Source organism: Providencia sp. PROV080 (genome assembly GCF_033688105.1).
Taxonomy (GTDB): domain Bacteria; phylum Pseudomonadota; class Gammaproteobacteria; order Enterobacterales; family Enterobacteriaceae; genus Providencia; species Providencia zhejiangensis.
Map to the genome: position 1 here is coordinate 643092 of NZ_CP096346.1, position 23496 is coordinate 666587.

Consider the following 23496-nt stretch of genomic DNA (forward strand, 5'->3'; position numbering starts at 1 on the left):
GCAGGTTGTATATAATGGGATAAATAACTATTGATCCCACTTTTACAGAGGTATAAACAATGGAATCAACTATTTCAATGGCCGCTTTTGGTAGCCCTTGGCAACTTATTATTATTGCTCTACTTATTATTTTAATTTTCGGAACCAAAAAGCTGCGCTCTCTGGGATCTGACTTAGGTGAATCATTGAAAGGCTTTAAAAAAGCAATGAACGATGATGAAGCTGCAAAGGCTGCAAAAGAAGAGCAAGAAAAACAAGATGCTGATTTTGCACCTAAAAATATTACAGAGCAACAGGCTGCTGAGAAGAAAGACAGCCCAGTTGAGAGCAAAAATAAAGAGCAGGGTTAAACCGTGTTTGACATAGGTTTCAGTGAACTGCTGCTTGTTGCAGTTATTGGTCTTGTCGTATTAGGCCCTGAGCGTCTACCAGTGGCAGTGAGAACTGTTGCTGGTTGGATCCGTGCTATGCGCTCTTTAGCCGCTAATGTGCAAAATGAATTGTCACAAGAACTCAAATTGCAAGAATTGCAAGAGACCTTGAAAAAAGTTGAGGAGAAAGCTGGTATGGAAACGCTTTCTCCTGAGCTAAAACAATCTATGGATGAGCTTCGCCAAGCAGCACAATCATTAAAATCAGGTTATCAAGCGACGACAGAGGGTGTTGAAAGCGAATTGCAAAAAGCGAAAGAATTAACTGACAACTATGATAGTGCAGTTAAAGATGCTCAAAACAATGCTTCAAAAACTCAAGAGTCAGACCCTGATCCTGAACATGCAGCAAAAATGGCAGAAGTGGTTGAAGAGCCAGTAACGTTATCAGCGCAAAGCGACGACGCTCAACAAACGGCATCGACAACGAAAAAAAATCCTAATCAGACTGAAAGCGAAAAATAGAACATGGCTGTAAATGATACACAACCACTTATTAGCCACCTCATTGAACTCAGGAAGCGGCTGCTAAACTGTTTGATTACGGTTTTGATTGTTTTCGCTGCTTTGGCTTACTTCTCAAATGACATTTATCGGTTAGTTGCCGCCCCTTTGATTGATAAGCTCCCTGTTGGTTCTCAAATGAGTGCGACAGATGTGGCATCTACATTCTTTACCCCAATTAAACTGACAATGATGGTATCGATATTTGTATCAATACCGGTCATTCTGTATCAAATTTGGGCGTTTATAGCACCTGCGTTATATAAGCACGAACGTAGATTAATGCTGCCTTTGTTGGTTTCGAGCAGCTTCCTTTTCTATTTAGGAATGGCATTTGCTTATTTTGTGGTTTTTCCATTAGCATTCGGCTTTTTTGTGAAAACGACACCCGATAGCGTTAATTTTATTCCGGATATTAGCAAATATCTCAGTTTTGTTATGACGCTATTTATGGCATTTGGTGCCGCATTTGAGGTACCTATAGCCATTATTCTCTTATGCTGGACGGGAGTGACAACACCGGAATCATTAAAACGTAAACGCCCATATATTTTAGTTGGTGCATTTATTGTTGGGATGTTCCTAACGCCACCAGACGTTCTCTCTCAGACTTTACTTGCCGTTCCGATGTACTTACTCTTTGAGTTGGGGGTACTTTTATCTAACTTTTATGTAGGTAAAGGTCGACAGAAGGCGGATGAAGAAGAAAACAAAGAAAACGAAGAAAAAGAAGATTCTTAGTTCATAACTATTGAATTAACAAAAAAGCCCACTCGATGTGGTAATGCTTGTCAGTTAAGTCATTAATATCGCCGTAACGGGTATCGTTGCGGCTTTTTCTTTACCGCCCTAGGGTAATGCCTTTGTCGTCGACTCGGTAGAACAAAACTTCTAGTCATTGCCAATATCCCATTAATGAATTTTGGTATGTTTCCCGGAGCAACCGCGGGAAGCAGGCTCAGTTGGGCACTCAGGTATATCGCAGTTTGTTTAAATCCCATCTGATAGGGCTCTGTATCTTTCAAGCTGTATGCCATCTGAGCCATCATAAACCGCAGTAAGTTATACGCGAGTACCATTCCCCATAACTCTTGATTTACTAAGACGGGCTTTTTGCTCCTCAATGTGAGTTCATTATTCAACATATGCTGCTTCATTTCTCTGAAGCCATGTTCTATTTCCCAACGATGCCCATACAGGTCGACAATATCGGCGTTGGGGTATCGAAGTGGATCACTCATTGATGTTAATATCTGAACCCTCTTCCCATTCACGTCTTTTGTTATCAATCGAGCTCTCAATATCATTGGAGCGTTAGTCCATTTTTTGCGTGCTTGAGGGGATAGACGTAATTCAACTAACTCATCTCCGGAGCCGAGTTTCTCTACGACTAGGTACTGTGAGCCTTTACGTAATGGGAGCATCCAGTGTTTCTCTACGCCAGAGGACTGCCAATGGTGAAGTAACCCCAGAGCATAAAATCCTTTATCAAAAATGGTCAGAGAACTATCCGGGGTTTGCTCTGTCAATTTGGCAGCAAGGCCAATTTCGCTCACCTCGGAAACGCTACCAAAATGTGCGCCCGAAATCAGATGGCTTGTGATCTCCATCTGGCAAACCATGCGAAGTTGCGGCCAATCAGAACGTGAGTGTTCATTGGCTGTTCGCCCAAATACGGCATCATTTTCAGGGGTATCTGGTGTACGCCATAATGTGCCATCGACAGCCATTAGGGTTAATCCGTTCCAGTGTGATAATGGCAGTTTATCAAGCCAGAGCTGACTTGTTTTCTCAAATACTTTACGGACTGCATCTTCCCCTAGCCGTTGACGTGCCTGAACAACGGCACTTGGTGCAACGAAAGGCCGGTTACCTGGTAAAACAATGTCTAAATGAGAAACGAGTTGCGCCATGGAAAGAGAACGAAAAAGGGACATTCCTGTTACAGCCCATACCATCATTTCCATCGGAAGACGGCGTTTTCTTATCGTAACAACCCCAGCATCCACGAGACATTCATCAATAAGTTCAGCGGAAAGGAGGTCCGAAAGGGCTGTAAATTCTGTTGGAGAGAAAGCCTGAACAGTCTCGAGTGCTTGGCTAAGTAACATAAAAAAATCCGTAATTTTTGGAATGATTACGGATTTTTGCAGAACTGTAGGATCGTTCAACTCATTATTTAGTTCTTAACTGATCGGCATTACACTCGATGTGGGCCTTTTTATTTCTATTGAGGTAATTTTTTAAATTGAGAGTTATCAAGCACTTTAGATACATTTTTATTTAAAATATTCAGCAATAAGATGGATCGAGACTCACCATTTGGCTCATCATAGATAGCTTGTATACCGGAAAAAATACCTTCTGTAATTAAAACATTATCACCATGCACTGGTGTTTCAGGGGCGACAAGATGAGACAGTGGAGCCTGTTGCAAGAGCTCCATAATTTCATCGGGTACAACGGCAGGTAGTTGCCCAAAACGCACAAAATGACTTACACCTCGTGTTGATTGGATTGTTGTCGTATGGATGTCATTATGATCAAATTTCACAAATAGGTAGTTAGGGAATAGAGCTTCTTGTACTGTCACCCGTTTTCCTCTAACCACTTTTTCTATCTCTGTCATCGGGGTCATGCAAATGACACTTTGCCTATTCAAGTGCTCTATGGCCCTATCAATTTGCCCTCGTTTACAATATAGCAAATACCACTTTTCCATTTTTCTAACCCACGCGACAAAATTATGCTCATCATAACAAATTAACACATAAAAATGTGACTAATCCATTAAGTAAGAATATCATTCAGAATCAGAAACATATATTAACTTAAACTTACTCAAGAGAGTTAACCATAGTATAACAACTCGTTATCTAGGAGACAGCATGGAAATATTTTTATTAAGTAATGGTAAGCTTCCTAATAATCCAGTATGGCTAAGCTACGCATTACCTCGTATTCACGAAATGATTGCCCGTAAAAATATTAAGTCAGCAGTATTAGTGCCTTATGCAATATTACGCGGTTCGCATGATGAACGTGCGGAACAGCTAAGTGAATCTTTAGGGATCAAAGTCACCTCGATAGAGCATTTCTCTAGTCCTGTAGAAGCAATTGAACAAGCGGAATGTATTCTTGTTAGCGGGGGTAATACTTGGTGGTTAAATAAATGTCTGCATGAAAATGGGCTTATTGTGGCTATTCAGCGTGCGGTGAGAGAACGTGATGTGCCATATATTGGTTGGAGTGCAGGTTGTAATGTCGCGACACCCAGTATTCGTACAACCAATGATATGCCAGTGAGTAATGCGGCAATTATGCCATCTTTGGGGCTCTTTCCATTGCAAATAAATCCTCATTATATTGATGCGCATATCTCTGGTCATATGGGGGAAACTCGCGATGAAAGATTGCAAGAATTTTGTGTGATCAACCCACATGAAGTCGTTGTTGCGCTAAGGGAAGGCAGTGGGTTACAAATTAAGGGGAATACACTGGAGTATTTCAGTGGAAAAGGTGATGGTTTTAAATTATTTAAGCACAATCAGGTATTTCCTGAACAGTTTGATACTTTATCATTAAAATCACTGGTTCCATTTGTTTGTCAGTAAAGTAATCAGTTTTTAGAGATAAACATATTGATTACAAATAGTTTTTATGGGTAACTTGTAACCTTTGCCGGACGTCTTATAATGAGACTCCCTCTGTAATAGTAAAAGATGACAATGAAATACCGTGACCTAAGAGACTTCATTGCCCAGCTTGAAAAGCAAGGCGAATTAAAACGTATTACGATGGAAGTCGATCCTTACCTCGAAATGACGGAAATAGCCGATCGCACGCTTAGAGCAGGGGGCCCGGCATTATTATTTGAAAACCCCAAAGGGTATAATATGCCTGTCTTATGCAATCTGTTTGGTACGACTAAACGCGTTGCCATGGGGATGGGGCAAGAAGATATCAAAGCCTTACATGATGTGGGTAAGTTGCTTGCTTTCCTGAAAGAGCCAGATCCCCCGAAGGGATTCCGTGATTTATTCGATAAATTACCTAAATTTAAACAAGTATTGAATATGCCGGCGAAACGGCTAAGCTCAGCACCTTGCCAAGAGCAAATTTGGACTGGTGATGATGTCGATCTGACTAAAATTCCTGTGATGCATTGTTGGCCTGAGGATGCCGCGCCACTCATTACGTGGGGATTAACCGTCACGAGAGGTCCGAATAAAGAACGCCAAAACTTAGGTATCTATCGCCAGCAAGTGTTAGGTAAAAATAAAGTCATTATGCGCTGGCTTTCACACCGTGGTGGCGCTCTTGATTACCAAGAGTGGTGCCAACAGCATCCGGGGGAAAAGTTCCCCGTGGCGGTTGCGCTAGGAGCAGATCCTGCAACTATTTTGGGGGCAGTGACACCCGTTCCGGATACATTATCTGAATATGCCTTTGCAGGATTATTGCGCGGTAATAAAACAGAGGTTGTTAAATGTATTTCTAATGACCTTGAGGTGCCCGCTGGGGCTGAGATTATCTTAGAAGGGTATATTGAGCCGGGAGAGCTTGCCCCCGAAGGACCTTATGGGGATCATACCGGTTATTATAATGAAATCGATAGTTTCCCTGTATTTACAGTGACTCATATTACACAGCGTCACAATGCCATTTATCATTCCACCTATACAGGCAGACCACCTGATGAGCCAGCCGTACTTGGTGAAGCACTAAATGAAGTTTTAGTGCCTATTTTGCAAAAGCAATTCCCAGAAATTGTTGATTTTTATTTGCCTCCTGAAGGTTGCTCGTATCGCCTCGCGGTTGTCACCATGAAGAAACAATACGCAGGTCATGCAAAACGCGTCATGATGGGGGTTTGGTCTTATCTTCGCCAATTTATGTACACAAAATTTGTCATTGTTTGTGATGATGATATCAATGCGCGTGACTGGAAAGATGTGATCTGGGCGATAACCACACGTATGGATCCTGCCCGTGATACTGTTATGATGGAAAATACACCGATTGACTATCTTGATTTTGCTTCACCAGTGTCAGGTTTAGGCTCGAAAATGGGGCTAGATGCCACCAATAAATGGCCTGGGGAAACAAACAGGGAGTGGGGCAGACCAATAGTAATGGATGAAAAAGTGAAGTCGCGTATAGATGATATTTGGGAACAATTGAATATTTTTGAAAAATAAGAGGGGATCCATGGCAACTTTGAGCTGCAAAGTCACATCTGTTGAGTCCATAACTGATACTGTATATCGGGTTATTTTGTTGCCGGATGGTCCTTTTCATTTTAAAGCGGGCCAGTATCTTATGGTGGTAATGGACGAACGTGATAAGCGCCCATTTTCCATGGCTTCTACACCCGCGAATAACGAAACAATTGAACTTCATATTGGGGCTTCGGAGATTAATCTTTATGCAATGGCGGTGATGGATAGAATTTTAGACCAACGCCGCATTGATATTGATATCCCACACGGTAAAGCTTGGTTTAGAGAAAATAGCCAAAACCCCATGATTTTAGTTGCGGGGGGAACCGGTTTCTCATACACGCATTCAATATTACTGGCTGCGTTGATGGAGAACCCTTCTCGAGACATTACTTTCTATTGGGGAGGGCGCCAATTAGAACATCTTTATGATTTAGGTGAGCTTCAGGCGCTGAGTGAACGTTACTCGAATTTAAAAATTGTGCCCATTGTAGAACAGCCTGATGAGTTATGGCGAGGACGATCAGGAACGGTATTAAGCGCGGTCTTAGAAGACTTTGGCGATTTGTCTTCTTATGACATCTATATCGCAGGGCGTTTTGAAATGGCAAAAATCGCTAGAGAACGCTTTTGTGCCGAGCGTAATGCAAAACCTGAGCAACTGTTCGGTGATGCTTACGAGTTTATTTAAAACACGCAATGGCTTCGTTTCGAATATATTGAGACTGAATGTGGCGTCTATTGAAATTTATTATGCCACTGAGGCTTTTTCATTGTGTTTATTGATGATTTTTATTCTATGATGCTCTTTTCGCAATGGTTGTAGTGACAGCGGAACAATATCATTGGTTGGCTAATTGTCTTTAGCGTATTGCTTCACAAAATAAAAAGCCCGCCCCTGACTAGGCGGGAATGTTGACAACATACAACAACACGACGGCAACTAGCGGTATACCCTTGATACTTCAATTGGTATATGCCTTGGCAATGTGGCTCAGAATACGTAATAAAATAAATTTTCTGAGCGCACTTTTATTATTGGCAAACTACCATTCAAACTATTTTGGGTATAAACGTTATATACGCTCTATGATGGTTGCGATTCCCTGACCAAAGCCTATACACATTGTTGCTAGACCAAATTGTTTGTCTTTTTGCTCTAATTGATTGAGTAATGCGGTTGTTATCCTTGCTCCTGAGCATCCTAAAGGATGGCCTAGTGCAATAGCACCCCCATTAAGGTTAACTTTTTCATCAATTTGATTTTCAGGTAGTTTCAGCCCTTTTAGGCAGGCAATTGATTGAGCTGCAAACGCTTCATTTAACTCAATCACATCGATATCGGCTAGTGATAATCCAGCCCGCTTAAGCGCTAATTCTGTTGCAGGAACAGGCCCAAAGCCCATGATAGATGGATCACAGCCGACTACAGCCATGGCGCGAACTCTAGCTCTCGGCTTCAGCCCTTGTTTATGCGCGTAACTTTCGCTAGTGATTAACATCGCTGATGCACCATCCGAAAGTGCCGATGAGTTACCCGCAGTTACAGTACCGCTGACAGGATCAAAGACGGGACGTAATGACGCTAAGCTTTCAAGATTGGCATCAAAACGAATGACCTCGTCGTAATTCACGGCAAAGAGATTGCCATTGCTATCATGCCCAGCAATAGGGGCTATTTCTTGCTTAAACTGCCCGTTTCTCGTTGCTTCTGTTGCCCGTTGATGTGACCTGAGCGCAAATGCATCTTGTTCTTCGCGACTAATTTTATACATTTTTGCCAGCATTTCTGCGGTTAAACCCATAGCGCCTGCTGCTTTTGCGACTCGTAGTGTTAATTTAGGGTTGAAATCAATACCATGTGTCATTGGAACATGGCCCATATGTTCAACACCGCCGATTAATACCGAGTGCGCATCACCCGTCATTATCAATCGGCTTGCATCATGCAAAGCTTGCATGGATGAACCACATAAACGGTTGACAGTGACCGCTGGAACGGTGTGTGGAATATCAGTCAGTAACGCAGCATTTTTCGCAATATTAAAACCTTGTTCAAGGGTTTGCTGTACGCATCCCCAAATAATGTCATCGAGGTCTTTCTTGCTTGCGTTAGGATTGCGTTCAAAAATTACATTCATTAAATGTGCTGAGAGGTCTTCCGCTCGGACATGGCGAAATACACCGCCTTTTGAACGCCCCATAGGTGTACGTATTCCATCGATAATAACGACATTTTCCATACTATTAGCCTCTCGCAACTTTTTTAACATCAATTGCCACTACAGGTGGCAGCGCATAATAACTGGAATTGGTCTGTGATTTTTCTTTGAGACCCTCAGGAATTTGATACAGTGGGCTTAATTGAACATATGTTTCAGCTGTTTTAGCATAGGATAGTGTACCCACTGTATCTAAATAGCGGAATGCGCCTCCACGGAAAGGAGGGAAACCAAGACCATAAACGAGTGCAATGTCAGCATCCGCTGGGCTTTGAATAATACCTTCTTCTAGGCAACGAACGACTTCATTGATCATTGGGATCATCATACGTGCGATGATCTCTTCTTTAGTAAATGAACGTTTTCCTTTACTAATTGACGCTAATAACGCATCAGTCTCTGGGTCATCGACCTTTTTCGGTTTTCCTTTTTTATCTTTTTCGTATTGATAAAAACCTTTGCCATTTTTTTGCCCAAAGCGTTGCGCTTCAAACATCACATCGATGGCATTCTTATTGGTCTTGCTCATACGCTCAGGGAAACCTAAAGCCATTACCTGTTCTGCGTGAAAAGCTGTATCGATCCCAACAACATCAAGTAGATAAGCGGGGCCCATAGGCCAGCCAAATTCTTTTTCCATGACTTTATCGATTTCTCTGAAGTCGGCACCATCCTGTAATAGCAAGTTAAAACCTGCAAAATAAGGAAAAAGAACCCTATTGACAAAGAACCCTGGGCAATCATTAACGACGATGGGGGTTTTACCCATTTTATTTGCGTAGGCAACAACTTTAGCGATGGTCTCATCGGTCGTTTTTTCACCGCGAATAATTTCAACCAATGGCATGCGGTGCACAGGGTTAAAGAAGTGCATTCCACAGAAATTTTCAGGTTTCTTCAGTGATTTGGCTAGTTCAGTAATCGGAATAGTAGAGGTATTGGATGCTAAGATTGTTTCAGGGCTAACTAATGCCTCAACTTCAGAGAGAACAGCCGCTTTAATTTTAGGATTCTCAATAACCGCTTCGACGACCACTTGTGCATTTTCAATGCCCGAGTAGGAGAGAGAAGGGTGAATGGATGCGAGAGTTTTCGCCATTTTTGAAGCGTTGATTTTGCCTCTTTCAAATTGAGCATTTAATAACTTATGGGCTTCTTCAATGCCTAAATCTAACGATTTTTCATTAATATCTTTCATCAGCACAGATACACCTTTGCTGGCTGATTGGTAGGCGATCCCGCCACCCATAATACCCGCGCCGAGTACGGCTGCATGTTTAGGGGCTTCTACATGGCGAGAAAGTCGTTTGCTAGTAGACTTAACTTGTTGGTCATTTAAGAAAATACTGACTAATGAACGAGCGACGTCACTGTGTGCAAGGGGAACAAAAGCGGCCATTTCATGTTTTAGCGCTTCATCACGAGAACAATTAGCGGCTTTTTCAATAGTATTGACTGCTGCCATTGGGGCTGGGTAATGTTTTCCCGCAACCTTATAAACCATTCCTTTCGCAACATTAAAGCTCATTGTTTGCTCAATAGGACTAAGTTGCAATGGTTGTAATTTCGGTTGACGTCGTTGCTGCCAATTAATCGCCCCAGAAATAGCTGACTCAATCAATTCTAATGCAGCTTGAGGGAGTTTTTCTGTTTCAACAACCGCATCCACTAATCCCATTTTTAACGCTTCGGCTGCACTGACATCTTTACCTGCGGTAATAATTTCGAGAGCGCTATCTAAGCCAATGAGTCTAGGCAAACGGACTGACCCACCAAAGCCAGGCATAATACCTAACTTAGTTTCAGGTAAACCTACGCGAGCATCTGGAGAGGCAATTCGTAAGTCGGTGGAAAGAATACATTCACAGCCGCCACCTAACGCGTAGCCATTAATGGCACTCACAGTAGGAACAGGCAAATCTTCTATACGATTAAAAATGCGATTTGCGTAGCTTAGCCATTCACTTAACATTTCTGCTGGTGCTTCAAAAAGAGAAAGAAATTCTTTGATATCAGCACCAACGATAAAAGCCGGTTTGTCAGATCTTAAAATAACACCCAAGAGTTCTGTTTGCTGTTCAAGAGTAGCAACTGCTTCATCAAGTGAAGCAACGGTATGAGTATCTAACTTATTTATTGGCTCGGCTGAGTTAAAAACGAGTTCTGCAATACCTGTTTTCAACCATTGAACATAGATTGTTTCACTTTGATAAAGCATGCCGCTCTCCTTATGATGATTTTATCATCTGGTACGACCAGATAGAATTGAGTGTGACTAGAATGTTAATAAAATGCAAATAATCAATAACAAAAGTGGAATGTTGATCACAGCAAACAGTAGGAATACAGGTTGATGAAAATAGTATTTTATTTACCAATCAATTAATTAAAGGGTTTTCTGTTTAGACTGCATACCAGTAAATTAAAGAACGTGCTAAGCTTTCATTTTCTAAATAAAGCTGAAAGGTTGAATGAAATGGAAAAACTGACTGCACTCTACGCTGAACATATTAAAACTTTGCAAACAACAACTCAGCAAGTCTTACAGCGCAGCAAGCTAGACGCCATACTGATTCATTCTGGTGAACCTCTACGTATCTTCCTTGATGACAGTGATTACCCCTTTAAAGTCAATCCTCACTTTAAAGCATGGGTACCTGTAACGGATGTCCCACATTCGTGGTTATTAGTTGATGGCGTAAATAAACCTAAATTATGGTTTTATTCACCTGTTGATTATTGGCACAGTGTTGAACCGCTACCGAATAGTTTCTGGACAAAAGAAGTTGAACTTATTCATTTAAAAAATGCTGACGATATTAGCCAATTTTTAGCGAATCTTTCTAAGGATAATATGGCATATATTGGTTCTGCTAAAGAAAGAGCAGAATCATTAGGTATTCGCTTACAAAACATTAACCCAAAACCTGTTATTGATTTTTACCATTTTCACCGCTCATATAAAACGGATTATGAGATGTACTGCATGCGTGAAGCTCAGAAAATGGCGGTAAACGGCCATTTATCGGCATTTGAAGCTTTTCAAGCGGGTATGAGTGAGTTTGATATCAATATTAGCTACTTACAGGCGACAGGCCATCGTGATACCGATGTTCCTTACGGTAATATTGTTGCGCTGAATGAAAATGCGGCTGTATTGCATTACACCAAATTACAGCAACAAGCGCCGAGTGAGATTAGAAGCTTTTTGATCGACGCGGGTGCAGAATATAATGGCTATGCCGCAGATATCACACGCACTTATGCAGCAAAAGGCAAAAGTGACTTCGCTGCACTCGTTGCTGATTTAAATAAAGAGCAGTTATCACTCATCGACACGATTAAAGCGGGTGTTCGTTATACGGATTATCATGTCGATATGCATCATAGAATTGCCAAGTTATTGAAAAAACATTCAATAATTAAAGGGGTAAGTGAAGAAGTTATGGTGGAAAAAGGGCTCACTACGCCATTTTTACCTCATGGCTTAGGCCATCCTTTAGGGCTACAAGTCCATGATGCTGCTGGCTTTATGCAAGATGAAGAGGGAACATTACTTGCCGCACCGAAAATGTACCCATTCTTGCGTTGTACTCGTGTACTTGAACCGAGAATGGTCGTAACCATTGAGCCAGGCTTATATTTTATTGAATCCTTGTTATCATCTTGGCGTTCTAGCGAGTTTAATCAATATTTTAATTGGGAAAAGATTGAACAATTCAAGCCATATGGTGGTATTCGTATTGAAGACAACATTATCATTCACCATAATCGAGTTGAAAATATGACGCGAGATTTGCAATTACCGTAATGAAAGCTTATTTAATACCGGCTGAATCTATTTCTTATACAGAAGAAATTAAGAAAAGCCGTTTTATTACCTATCTTGCACATACCGATGGTATTGATGCTGCAAAAGATTATATTCAATCGATTAAAGCACAATACCCAGATGCTCGGCACCATTGCTGGGCATTTGTTGCTGGGCGTCCCGATGACTCCCAGCAGCTTGGTTTTTCTGACGATGGCGAGCCGACTGGTACGGCAGGAAAGCCAATAATGGCACAATTACTTGGAAGTCATTTAGGTGAGGTTACTTGCGTCGTTGTGCGTTATTTTGGTGGGATTAAGTTAGGCACAGGGGGGTTAGTTAAAGCTTACGGTAACGGAGCTCAACAGGCACTTAAGTTATTACCAACACAGACGAAAGTACCCCAAAAATTTTTTCATCTCGTTTGTGATTATTCATTTATTAATACGGTCGAGCAGTTGGTTGCGCAAGTGAATGGTATGATTGTGCATAGCGAATACAATGAAACAGTTTTCTTGCGAATTGCAATTCCTGCTACCTTAGAACACGAAGTCAATGATAAATTACGCGATATGAGTCGCGGAGCTTTAGAGCTTATACCGGAATCTGAATCGTTAATTGGTTAGCAAGGAACCTGCCGAATGCATTTTCGTGCAATAACCCGTATTGTCGGGCTACTCGTCATTATTTTCTCTTTTACCATGGTTGTTCCTGGTATTGTTGCGTTAATTTATCGTGATGGCGCTGGACGAGCATTTAGTCAAACTTTTGTTGCGGCTTTAGTGATCGGTCTGCTTTTGTGGATCCCTACCCGTAATAGCAAACATGAACTTAAAGCAAAAGAAGGTTTCTTAATCGTAGTATTATTTTGGACAGTTCTTGGTAGCGTAGGGGCATTACCCTTTATTTTCTCTGAGAAGCCAAATCTCTCAATAACGGATGCTTTCTTTGAGTCTTTTTCTGGATTAACGACAACGGGTGCAACAACGTTAACAGGCTTAGATACGCTGCCTAAAGCGATTTTATTTTATCGACAAATGTTACAATGGCTTGGCGGCATGGGGATCATTGTACTCGCTGTGGCTATTCTCCCATTATTGGGGGTTGGGGGAATGCAGCTTTATCGAGCTGAAATGCCGGGGCCACTGAAAGATAATAAGATGCGTCCTCGTATTGCGGAAACCGCGAAAACACTTTGGCTGATTTATGTCTTACTGACCATTATTTGTGCTATCGCACTGTGGATCGCTGGAATGGATGTTTTTGATGCGATTTCCCATAGTTTTTCAACAATAGCGATTGGCGGCTTCTCAACTCATGATGCAAGTGTCGGCTATTTTAATAGTCCTGCTATCAATACCATTATTGCAATTTTCTTGCTGATATCGGGTTGTAATTTCGGTTTACATTTTGCGGTATTAACTGGACGTAGCTTAGGGATCTATTGGCGTGATCCTGAATTTAAAACATTTATTAGCTTTCAGTTAGTGCTCGTTATTATTTGTACATTGGTTTTACTCTATCATTCAGTCTATGGTTCTTTCGGACAGACACTTGATCAAGCTTTTTTCCAAGTTGTCTCAATGGCTACAACGGCAGGCTTTACAACTGATAGCTTTGCAGGATGGCCTTTATTTTTACCCATGCTTCTATTATGTGCGGCATTTGTGGGTGGCTGTGCTGGATCGACGGGTGGGGGATTAAAGGTTATCCGTATTTTATTACTGTTTTTGCAAGGTTCCCGAGAGTTAAAAAGGTTGGTCCATCCTAATGCGGTTTATACCATAAAATTAGGCCAAAGAGCATTACCTGAGAGGATCATTGAAGCTGTTTGGGGATTCTTTTCTGCTTATGCATTGGTATTTGTAGTGAGTCTACTTCTGTTAATCGCGACGGGTGTTGATGAGTTTTCTGCTTTTTCTGCTATAGCAACAACGTTAAATAACTTAGGGCCCGGACTTGGAACCGTTGCAGATAACTTTACCTCAATGAACCCCACTGGGAAGTGGATACTAGTTGTGACCATGTTATTTGGTCGTCTTGAAGTCTTTACATTATTAGTGTTATTCACACCAACATTTTGGCGTGATTAGCCATATTAGGATTAAGAATGAGTTATTTACTTTTGCATTCAAGTACTGATGGGCAAACGAAAAAAATTGTTTTAAAAATAGCTGAACAATTAAGAAGCTTAGGGCATCAATGTGATATTCGTGATTTAAATACTGAAAAGAATATCAATATAGCGTCCTATGAGAAGGTGTTGGTTGGGGCATCTATTCGCTATGGCCATTTTAACAAATCACTTGTACGGTTTGTTAATATGCATCAACAGCAATTGAATGCGATGAAAACGGCTTTCTTTGGTGTAAACCTCACGGCAAGAAAAGAAGGAAAAGATACCCCAGAGACAAATGCCTATACGCGTAAGTTTTTAGAGAAAAGCCTTTGGAAGCCGACATTAAAATCTGTATTTGCTGGCGCTTTGAGGTATCCCAAGTATGGCTGGTTTGATAAGACAATGATTCGCTTTATTATGAAGATGACCGATGGCCCTACTGACCCCAATACAGAGATCGAATACACAGATTGGGAAAAGGTCAGCCAATTTACTCAAGAATTTGAACGCTTGTAGTACATATTTTTAGCAATAAGTGATGATTTTAAGCGATTTGTCTAATGTTTCATCGGTTGAAATAAAAAGTTTAAAAAACACTTGCTAGAATTTTCTGACTCCCTATAATGCGCATCCGTTGTCACGACAAACCGCTTCGGTGGTCAGGTTGAGAAAGAAACCCTCGTGATGACTGAGGTGAAAAAGAGAGAAAAAGTTGAAAATAATCACTTGACTTTCTGACAGAAAAACGTAGTATACGACACCTCGCGACAACAACCTAAACGGTTAATATCGAAAGATAAAGTCGCAACGCTCTTTAACAATTTATCAGACAATCTGTGTGGGCACTCACAGGACACTATCAAAAAAATATTTGATTTTAAGTCTTGAAGAGTGACTAACACGTTAATTCATATATGAACTAACAATGTGCAATTCGATTGTGGAAGGATAACGCGAAGGCGAGTGAGCATTTCCGAGACAGTACTGAGGTACGGTGAGGAAAGCGGAGCGAAGCCGACAAGGTTAGCCGAACAGAAGCGAATTGATAAACAGTTTAATTCTTTGAGCATCAGACTACTTTTAATTGAAGAGTTTGATCATGGCTCAGATTGAACGCTGGCGGCAGGCCTAACACATGCAAGTCGAGCGGTAACAGGGGAAGCTTGCTTCTCGCTGACGAGCGGCGGACGGGTGAGTAATGTATGGGGATCTGCCCGATAGAGGGGGATAACTACTGGAAACGGTGGCTAATACCGCATAATCTCTAAGGAGCAAAGCAGGGGACCTTCGGGCCTTGCGCTATCGGATGAACCCATATGGGATTAGCTAGTAGGTGGGGTAATGGCTCACCTAGGCGACGATCCCTAGCTGGTCTGAGAGGATGATCAGCCACACTGGGACTGAGACACGGCCCAGACTCCTACGGGAGGCAGCAGTGGGGAATATTGCACAATGGGCGCAAGCCTGATGCAGCCATGCCGCGTGTATGAAGAAGGCCCTAGGGTTGTAAAGTACTTTCAGTCGGGAGGAAGGCGTTGATGCTAATATCATCAACGATTGACGTTACCGACAGAAGAAGCACCGGCTAACTCCGTGCCAGCAGCCGCGGTAATACGGAGGGTGCAAGCGTTAATCGGAATTACTGGGCGTAAAGCGCACGCAGGCGGTTGATTAAGTTAGATGTGAAATCCCCGGGCTTAACCTGGGAATGGCATCTAAGACTGGTCAGCTAGAGTCTTGTAGAGGGGGGTAGAATTCCATGTGTAGCGGTGAAATGCGTAGAGATGTGGAGGAATACCGGTGGCGAAGGCGGCCCCCTGGACAAAGACTGACGCTCAGGTGCGAAAGCGTGGGGAGCAAACAGGATTAGATACCCTGGTAGTCCACGCTGTAAACGATGTCGATTTGGAGGTTGTGCCCTTGAGGCGTGGCTTCCGGAGCTAACGCGTTAAATCGACCGCCTGGGGAGTACGGCCGCAAGGTTAAAACTCAAATGAATTGACGGGGGCCCGCACAAGCGGTGGAGCATGTGGTTTAATTCGATGCAACGCGAAGAACCTTACCTACTCTTGACATCCAGAGAACTTAGCAGAGATGCTTTGGTGCCTTCGGGAACTCTGAGACAGGTGCTGCATGGCTGTCGTCAGCTCGTGTTGTGAAATGTTGGGTTAAGTCCCGCAACGAGCGCAACCCTTATCCTTTGTTGCCAGCGATTCGGTCGGGAACTCAAAGGAGACTGCCGGTGATAAACCGGAGGAAGGTGGGGATGACGTCAAGTCATCATGGCCCTTACGAGTAGGGCTACACACGTGCTACAATGGCGTATACAAAGAGAAGCGACCTCGCGAGAGCAAGCGGAACTCATAAAGTACGTCGTAGTCCGGATTGGAGTCTGCAACTCGACTCCATGAAGTCGGAATCGCTAGTAATCGTAGATCAGAATGCTACGGTGAATACGTTCCCGGGCCTTGTACACACCGCCCGTCACACCATGGGAGTGGGTTGCAAAAGAAGTAGGTAGCTTAACCTTCGGGAGGGCGCTTACCACTTTGTGATCCATGACTGGGGTGAAGTCGTAACAAGGTAACCGTAGGGGAACCTGCGGTTGGATCACCTCCTTACCATTGAAGTGTTTCTGTGAAGTGTTCACACAGATTGTCTGATGAAATAGAGTCAACGGTATCAATAGGCTTGTAGCTCAGGTGGTTAGAGCGCACCCCTGATAAGGGTGAGGTCGGTGGTTCAAGTCCACTCAGGCCTACCAAAATCGAATTAATACTGCGTTATAACTTAGCTCGTTTACCCACGTAAACGTCGCCAAGTTATGCCTTGCCTAAATTCGATTTGGCTTTTAATTTCTTGATTAAAGAAAAGACGATACTGATAAACCTGTTATGGGGCTATAGCTCAGCTGGGAGAGCGCCTGCCTTGCACGCAGGAGGTCAGCGGTTCGATCCCGCTTAGCTCCACCATAATACTTTTGAATTATTCAGAATAGATTAGTTATAGTCTATTGCGAATAATTATGCTCTTTAACAATCTGGAACAAGCTGAAAATTGAAACAACGCACATTGTTTATCGCTTAAACAATGTGAGAGTCTCTCAAAATTTCAAACCTGAAGTTTTCGGTCATTCAAACGAGTGGCATGAGCGAGCAGTGTGAAATTCGCGGCGTAGGAGCGCAGTCAGCGCAGCGTACATGGGTACGTGAGCATGACGAGCACCGCGCAACAAAGAATTTCACCACGCACAGCCATGACAGTTAGGTGATCGTTGAAACAATTTCGGGTTGTGAGGTTAAGCGACTAAGCGTACACGGTGGATGCCTAGGCAATCAGAGGCGATGAAGGACGTGCTAATCTGCGAAAAGCGTCGGTAAGGTGATATGAACCGCTATAGCCGACGATGTCCGAATGGGGAAACCCAGTGCAATTCGTTGCACTATCGTTTGATGAATCCATAGTCAAACGAGGCGAACCGAGGGAACTGAAACATCTCAGTACCTCGAGGAAAAGAAATCAACCGAGATTCCCCTAGTAGCGGCGAGCGAACGGGGAGCAGCCCAGAGTCTTAATCAGCATCAGCATCAGGAGAACGGTCTGGAAAGTCCGGCAGTAAAGGGTGATAGCCCCGTATCCGAAGGTGTTGGTGTTGTGAACTCGACGAGTAGGGCGGGACACGTGTTATCCTGTCTGAATATGGGGGGACCATCCTCCAAGGCTAAATACTCCTGATTGACCGATAGTGAACCAGTACCGTGAGGGAAAGGCGAAAAGAACCCCGGCGAGGGGAGTGAAATAGAACCTGAAACCGTGTACGTACAAGCAGTGGGAGCCCCATCACTCAAGTGCCTCGGCAATTGAGTGAGGGTTTAAACAACCACCACAAGAACAGCGCAGGATTTGCAAACAAGATTGGTTGATTTTTTCAAGCCGCAGCGCAGTGTACATAGAAGTACACGAGCAGCGGAAGTTAAAAAATCGGGCAAGATTGGCCGCAAAGACAAGCGGGACATTTGAGGATGGGGTGACTGCGTACCTTTTGTATAATGGGTCAGCGACTTATATTCTGTAGCAAGGTTAACCGTATAGGGAAGCCGTAGGGAAACCGAGTCTTAACTGGGCGAATAAGTTGCAGGGTATAGACCCGAAACCCGGTGATCTAGCCATGGGCAGGTTGAAGGTTGGGTAACACTAACTGGAGGACCGAACCGACTAATGTTGAAAAATTAGCGGATGACTTGTGGCTGGGGGTGAAAGGCCAATCAAACCGGGAGATAGCTGGTTCTCCCCGAAAGCTATTTAGGTAGCGCCTCGTGAACTCATCTTCGGGGGTAGAGCACTGTTTCGGCTAGGGGGTCATCCCGACTTACCAACCCGATGCAAACTACGAATACCGAAGAATGTTATCACGGGAGACACACGGCGGGTGCTAACGTTCGTCGTGAAGAGGGAAACAACCCAGACCGCCAGCTAAGGTCCCAAAGTCATGGTTAAGTGGGAAACGAAGTGGGAAGGCTCAGACAGCCAGGATGTTGGCTTAGAAGCAGCCATCATTTAAAGAAAGCGTAATAGCTCACTGGTCGAGTCGGCCTGCGCGGAAGATGTAACGGGGCTAAACCATGCACCGAAGCTGCGGCAGCGACATTTAGATGTTGTTGGGTAGGGGAGCGTTCTGTAAGCCTGTGAAGGTGTGCTGCGAGGCATGCTGGAGGTATCAGAAGTGCGAATGCTGACATAAGTAACGATAATGCGGGTGAAAAACCCGCACGCCGGAAGACCAAGGGTTCCTGTCCAACGTTAATCGGGGCAGGGTGAGTCGACCCCTAAGGCGAGGCAGAAATGCGTAGTCGATGGGAAACAGGTTAATATTCCTGTACTGGTGATAATTGCGATGGGGGGACGGAGAAGGCTAGGCTGGCCGGGCGACGGTTGTCCCGGTTTAAGGATGTAGGCAGGTGAATTAGGCAAATCCGGTTCACTACATGCTGAGGTCTGATGACGAGTCACTACGGTGGCGAAGTAGCTCATGCCCCGCTTCCAGGAAAAGCCTCTAAGCTCTAGATTATCATTAATCGTACCCCAAACCGACACAGGTGGTCAGGTAGAGAATACTCAGGCGCTTGAGAGAACTCGGGTGAAGGAACTAGGCAAAATGGTGCCGTAACTTCGGGAGAAGGCACGCTGGCGCTAGGTGAAGTCCCTCGCGGATGGAGCTGAAGCCAGTCGCAGATACCAGCTGGCTGCAACTGTTTATTAAAAACACAGCACTGTGCAAACACGAAAGTGGACGTATACGGTGTGACGCCTGCCCGGTGCTGGAAGGTTAATTGATGGGGTTATCCGTAAGGAGAAGCTCTTGATCGAAGCCCCAGTAAACGGCGGCCGTAACTATAACGGTCCTAAGGTAGCGAAATTCCTTGTCGGGTAAGTTCCGACCTGCACGAATGGCGTAATGATGGCCAGGCTGTCTCCACCCGAGACTCAGTGAAATTGAACTCGCTGTGAAGATGCAGTGTACCCGCGGCAAGACGGAAAGACCCCGTGAACCTTTACTATAGCTTGACACTGAACATTGAGCCTTGATGTGTAGGATAGGTGGGAGGCTTTGAAGTGTGGACGCCAGTCTGCATGGAGCCAACCTTGAAATACCACCCTTTAATGTTTGATGTTCTAACGTGGCCCCATCATCTGGGGTGCGGACAGTGTCTGGTGGGTAGTTTGACTGGGGCGGTCTCCTCCCAAAGAGTAACGGAGGAGCACGAAGGTTGGCTAAGCATGGTCGGACATCATGCGGTTAGTGCAAAGGCATAAGCCAGCTTGACTGCGAGAGTGACGGCTCGAGCAGGTACGAAAGTAGGTCTTAGTGATCCGGTGGTTCTGAATGGAAGGGCCATCGCTCAACGGATAAAAGGTACTCCGGGGATAACAGGCTGATACCGCCCAAGAGTTCATATCGACGGCGGTGTTTGGCACCTCGATGTCGGCTCATCACATCCTGGGGCTGAAGTAGGTCCCAAGGGTATGGCTGTTCGCCATTTAAAGTGGTACGCGAGCTGGGTTTAGAACGTCGTGAGACAGTTCGGTCCCTATCTGCCGTGGGCGTTGGAAGATTGAAAGGGGCTGCTCCTAGTACGAGAGGACCGGAGTGGACGCACCACTGGTGTTCGGGTTGTCATGCCAATGGCACTGCCCGGTAGCTAAGTGCGGAAGAGATAACCGCTGAAAGCATCTAAGCGGGAAACTTGCCTTGAGATGAGTCTTCCCTGACTCTTTAAGGGTCCTAAAGGAACGTTTAAGACTAAGACGTTGATAGGCTGGGTGTGTAAGCGTAGCGATACGTTGAGCTAACCAGTACTAATGAACCGTGAGGCTTAACCTGACAACACCGAAGGTGTTTTAGAGAGAACGTTGTGAAGCGCACACAGAGTGCGAGAAATTAGCTTGTTCAAGATTGCTGTTCTGGTTGGTGCAAGCCAACGGGAACGAAAACCGAATTTGTCTGGCGGCAATAGCGCGGTGGTCCCACCTGACCCCATGCCGAACTCAGCAGTGAAACGCCGTAGCGCCGATGGTAGTGTGGGGTCTCCCCATGTGAGAGTAGGGAACTGCCAGACATCAAATTAGTGAGAAAGCCACCCGATGGGTGGCTTTTTTGCGTTTGGGGGAATGTGATACCGTTTTATCATCCTTCTGCCTTACTGTCACCACCAACCCCATCCACGGCACTTCCTCACCAATCCTGCACCAGCGAACCGCATATTGATGGCCAATACATTGAGTAGAGATAAAGGAATGGCTCACTATTCGACTTATTTTCATGGTTGATACTATTTTATAGGATGACTGGTGTTTATTTTTATGAATCGCAATCGGTATCTAAATAACATCATGGTTTAGATCGCTTTATCATACTGAGTACTCGATATCCATCTCATCAACTTATAGGTAAATAACTCGCTAGCTTATAAGCTCTGTCCTCAGAGGCTGTTAGGGGAGAGTCAAATAGCGGTAGAGATCATTGACGACCTTTAGCTCATTCTTGTTAAGGATGGTTTTTTATTATTCTGACCGTAATAGAAGGAGACGAATATTTATTGAGTAAAGCATGAATCAGTCGTTGAAACCGTTTTTTTCTGCATCTTTTATTAAAATACGACAACTAATAATATCAATAAAATCAACTCATAAAGTAAAAGTCATTCAGTTTATTGATCTTATGCCATTCCTGCTTGCTATATTGGCTAGCGATAAACGAGTCATGCATCCTTTATGAGGGCTAGTTCGAATACGAGATATAGGTGTAGAGTTGCATGTGTGATGATTGGCCGCTTACATTTTACTGCTATTGAATTGCTATTTATCATTCGCTACAGCATCGAGTCTCACTCCTTCTTGCCATCTTTCTTGCCAGTCATTCGCCCATGCTAAATATTCCTTCGTCGTTTATAGGCATTAGCTTACGAGATTGTCAGGGGAGAAGTAGAGGCTATTCAACACAACTGATCACTAATAATGTAAAACATTCTGTATTTGAGGCGTAATGAATATTGGTTAAGCTACGGCAAAAATGGAACGGGTCAACAATGGCGTAGAACGACTTGGTATTGTGATTCGGTGGGTTGTACAAGTGAGTTGGTAAGGGCTAACGGTAATACTGATATTATGAATGAGCCGTAGTGAAAAGGCGTAAACCACAGCTTACTCATCCTAGAATGAGATGTTAATTTCATGAGAAAGCAGAATGACTCATTATGAATTGATGACTTGTCAGTTATTATTGATTGAAATGGTATATCTGACGTTAGCGATGGATTAATTAAATTTAAGCAATGGATATTGATTGATAATCAATTTAAACCATGGAGTGAAATGCTCTGGGTTAGTTTTTATCTCTTGTTGTAAGTCAGAAGGTAAGATCCAGCGGATCGCAGAAACTTCATTTGGGTTAGGTTTAACAATGCCGTCATATTGACCAACGAATAGGTGGTCATACTCATGTTCAATTAAATCGCCAGTGACTTGGGCATGGTAAATAAAATGTCCAACCGGAGAAATATCTGTGGTAAATCCAAGTTCTTCCATTAATCGACGTTTCGCTGCTGCCAGTGTTTCTTCTTTTGGATGAGGGTGACTACAACAACTATTTGCCCACTGTCCTGCTGAATGGTATTTATGAGCGGCACGTTGCTGAATGAGTAGTTCACCTTTAGCATTGAAAATAAAAACTGAAAATGCACGGTGTAATTTACCCAGTTGATGCGCTAATAACTTCGGCATACTGCCTATAGGGGTATCTTGCTCATCAACAAGAATGATATTTTCTTCCATTAGTTAGTCTTAGATATTGAGTAAATTGTGGGACTGATGATCATATTATAGTTTAATGCGTATGGCTTGTAGATTTGAGCCTTTTAATTGATTGATAGAATCCTAGTCGCATAGTTGTTATATGCGTCTAGGAATTCCTGTGAAATTAAATATGCAGTGTTTGGTATATCCACGTATTGTTGTGTGTTGATACTCACTATTTTTGCTGAAGTACCCATACCGCAGCCTCAACACGTGATTTGAGATTTAATTTTTTGAGTAAATGTTTTACGTGAACTTTGACAGTACTTTCAGCAATATCGAGTTTACGTGCGATCATTTTGTTTGAGAGGCCTTGTGAAATAAGGTCTAGTATATTCGTTTCTCGGGGGGTTAACGACAGTAGATTATTTTCAGTTTGTGGACGATTATCTCTGAGGGATTCCGCTAATACAGATGTTAATGCAGGGCTCACTACCATTTTACCACTCGCGGCTTCTTTAAGCGCCACGATTAACTCTTCGGGTTCCATATCTTTTAGCAGGTAGCCATCTGCACCGCGTTTTAAGGCACTTACGAGGTCTTCACCATAATTAGATACAGTAAAAAGAATAATTCTACCTGATAATTCGCGTTTTCTCAGCTCATCAAGGGTTTCAAATCCATTCATGCCTGGCATATTTAAGTCGAGAAGAATAAGGTCTGGATCTTGTTCTTCAGCGATTTTTATTCCTGTGGCTCCATCACCTGCCTCACCAACTACACATAATGAGGGTTCTAGGCTAATTAATTGTTTGACGCCATTTCTTAACATCGGGTGGTCATCAATGAGTAAAATCGTTGATTTTTCGCTTGTTGTGTTTGTATTTTCCATGAA

The 23496-nt window shown here is 43.4% G+C and carries 17 protein-coding genes, 2 tRNA genes and 3 rRNA genes; 15 read left to right on the forward strand and 7 right to left on the reverse strand.

Annotated elements, in window-relative coordinates; translation table 11 throughout:
* The first annotated feature begins 59 nt into the window (after window positions 1–59).
* The 3 genes from tatA to tatC are packed head-to-tail and all read left to right on the forward strand — an operon-like array spanning window position 60 to window position 1676.
* Entirely contained in the window at window positions 60–350 is a 291-nt protein-coding gene (gene tatA, locus M1F03_RS02745; RefSeq protein ID WP_154624669.1) for a twin-arginine translocase TatA/TatE family subunit, read from the forward strand.
* Window positions 351–353: 3 nt separating this feature from the next.
* Window positions 354–896, forward strand: coding sequence for a Sec-independent protein translocase protein TatB (gene tatB / locus M1F03_RS02750; RefSeq protein ID WP_163860646.1), 543 nt, complete (start codon window positions 354–356; stop codon window positions 894–896).
* A gap of 3 nt (window positions 897–899) precedes the next feature.
* A complete protein-coding gene (gene tatC, locus M1F03_RS02755; RefSeq protein ID WP_318840076.1) occupies window positions 900–1676 on the forward strand; it encodes a Sec-independent protein translocase subunit TatC in 777 nt (258 codons plus the stop codon).
* Between the two features lie 62 nt (window positions 1677–1738).
* Here the strand turns inward: tatC and M1F03_RS02760 are convergent, their stop codons facing one another.
* Together M1F03_RS02760 and rfaH are read right to left on the reverse strand one after the other, a co-directional pair.
* Window positions 1739–3046, reverse strand: coding sequence for an IS4 family transposase (locus M1F03_RS02760; RefSeq protein ID WP_318840129.1), 1308 nt, complete (start codon window positions 3044–3046; stop codon window positions 1739–1741).
* A gap of 116 nt (window positions 3047–3162) precedes the next feature.
* Window positions 3163–3657 (reverse strand): transcription/translation regulatory transformer protein RfaH, encoded by a 495-nt coding sequence (gene rfaH, locus M1F03_RS02765; RefSeq protein WP_251465032.1) that lies wholly within the window; start codon window positions 3655–3657, stop codon window positions 3163–3165.
* Window positions 3658–3823: 166 nt separating this feature from the next.
* Here rfaH and pepE point away from each other — a divergent pair, with 166 nt between their 5' ends.
* The 3 genes from pepE (at window position 3824) to fre (ending at window position 6848) form a co-directional block, all read left to right on the forward strand.
* Entirely contained in the window at window positions 3824–4549 is a 726-nt protein-coding gene (gene pepE / locus M1F03_RS02770; protein ID WP_154624672.1) for a dipeptidase PepE, read from the forward strand.
* A 114-nt stretch (window positions 4550–4663) separates the two neighbouring features.
* The gene (gene ubiD / locus M1F03_RS02775) at window positions 4664–6136 is read left to right on the forward strand and encodes a 4-hydroxy-3-polyprenylbenzoate decarboxylase (RefSeq protein WP_251465034.1); all 1473 of its coding nucleotides are present in this window, start codon (window positions 4664–4666) and stop codon (window positions 6134–6136) included.
* Window positions 6137–6146: 10 nt separating this feature from the next.
* Complete coding sequence (fre, locus tag M1F03_RS02780) at window positions 6147–6848, forward strand: NAD(P)H-flavin reductase (RefSeq protein ID WP_154624674.1); 702 nt, start codon at window positions 6147–6149, stop codon at window positions 6846–6848.
* Between the two features lie 385 nt (window positions 6849–7233).
* On the opposite strand, the gene fadA is transcribed toward fre, so the two are convergent.
* Complete coding sequence (gene fadA / locus M1F03_RS02785; RefSeq protein WP_251465035.1) at window positions 7234–8400, reverse strand: acetyl-CoA C-acyltransferase FadA; 1167 nt, start codon at window positions 8398–8400, stop codon at window positions 7234–7236.
* 4 nt (window positions 8401–8404) lie between these two features.
* Window positions 8405–10597, reverse strand: coding sequence for a fatty acid oxidation complex subunit alpha FadB (gene fadB, locus M1F03_RS02790; RefSeq protein WP_251465036.1), 2193 nt, complete (start codon window positions 10595–10597; stop codon window positions 8405–8407).
* A gap of 258 nt (window positions 10598–10855) precedes the next feature.
* Between fadB and pepQ the strand changes: the two genes are divergently transcribed.
* The 9 genes from pepQ (at window position 10856) to rrf (ending at window position 20926) form a co-directional block, all read left to right on the forward strand.
* Window positions 10856–12190, forward strand: coding sequence for a Xaa-Pro dipeptidase (pepQ, locus tag M1F03_RS02795; protein ID WP_163860649.1), 1335 nt, complete (start codon window positions 10856–10858; stop codon window positions 12188–12190).
* Window positions 12190–12816: an IMPACT family protein gene (locus M1F03_RS02800; protein WP_154624678.1), complete on the forward strand. Its 627-nt coding sequence runs from the start codon at window positions 12190–12192 to the stop codon at window positions 12814–12816. Before pepQ ends, M1F03_RS02800 begins: the two co-directional genes overlap by 1 nt.
* 15 nt (window positions 12817–12831) lie before the next feature.
* Window positions 12832–14283: a Trk system potassium transporter TrkH gene (gene trkH / locus M1F03_RS02805; RefSeq protein ID WP_163860650.1), complete on the forward strand. Its 1452-nt coding sequence runs from the start codon at window positions 12832–12834 to the stop codon at window positions 14281–14283.
* Between the two features lie 17 nt (window positions 14284–14300).
* Window positions 14301–14825: a menaquinone-dependent protoporphyrinogen IX dehydrogenase gene (gene hemG, locus M1F03_RS02810; protein WP_251465047.1), complete on the forward strand. Its 525-nt coding sequence runs from the start codon at window positions 14301–14303 to the stop codon at window positions 14823–14825.
* A 565-nt stretch (window positions 14826–15390) separates the two neighbouring features.
* A 16S ribosomal RNA gene (locus M1F03_RS02815) occupies window positions 15391–16930 on the forward strand.
* A gap of 66 nt (window positions 16931–16996) precedes the next feature.
* A tRNA-Ile gene (locus tag M1F03_RS02820) sits at window positions 16997–17073 on the forward strand.
* Between the two features lie 132 nt (window positions 17074–17205).
* Window positions 17206–17281 (forward strand) — tRNA-Ala (locus tag M1F03_RS02825).
* A 324-nt stretch (window positions 17282–17605) separates the two neighbouring features.
* A 23S ribosomal RNA gene (locus M1F03_RS02830) occupies window positions 17606–20691 on the forward strand.
* A gap of 119 nt (window positions 20692–20810) precedes the next feature.
* Window positions 20811–20926 (forward strand): 5S ribosomal RNA (gene rrf / locus M1F03_RS02835).
* Together the 16S, 23S and 5S rRNA genes with 2 tRNA genes alongside form the textbook arrangement of a ribosomal RNA operon.
* A gap of 1 nt (window position 20927) precedes the next feature.
* Here the strand turns inward: rrf and M1F03_RS02840 are convergent.
* From M1F03_RS02840 to narL, 3 genes are all read right to left on the reverse strand, one after another.
* A complete protein-coding gene (locus M1F03_RS02840) occupies window positions 20928–21131 on the reverse strand; it encodes a hypothetical protein (protein WP_251465048.1) in 204 nt (67 codons plus the stop codon).
* Window positions 21132–22124: 993 nt separating this feature from the next.
* Complete coding sequence (gene idi, locus M1F03_RS02845; protein WP_154624933.1) at window positions 22125–22640, reverse strand: isopentenyl-diphosphate Delta-isomerase; 516 nt, start codon at window positions 22638–22640, stop codon at window positions 22125–22127.
* A gap of 196 nt (window positions 22641–22836) precedes the next feature.
* Complete coding sequence (gene narL / locus M1F03_RS02850) at window positions 22837–23493, reverse strand: two-component system response regulator NarL (RefSeq protein WP_154624932.1); 657 nt, start codon at window positions 23491–23493, stop codon at window positions 22837–22839.
* Window positions 23494–23496: the final 3 nt, after the last annotated feature.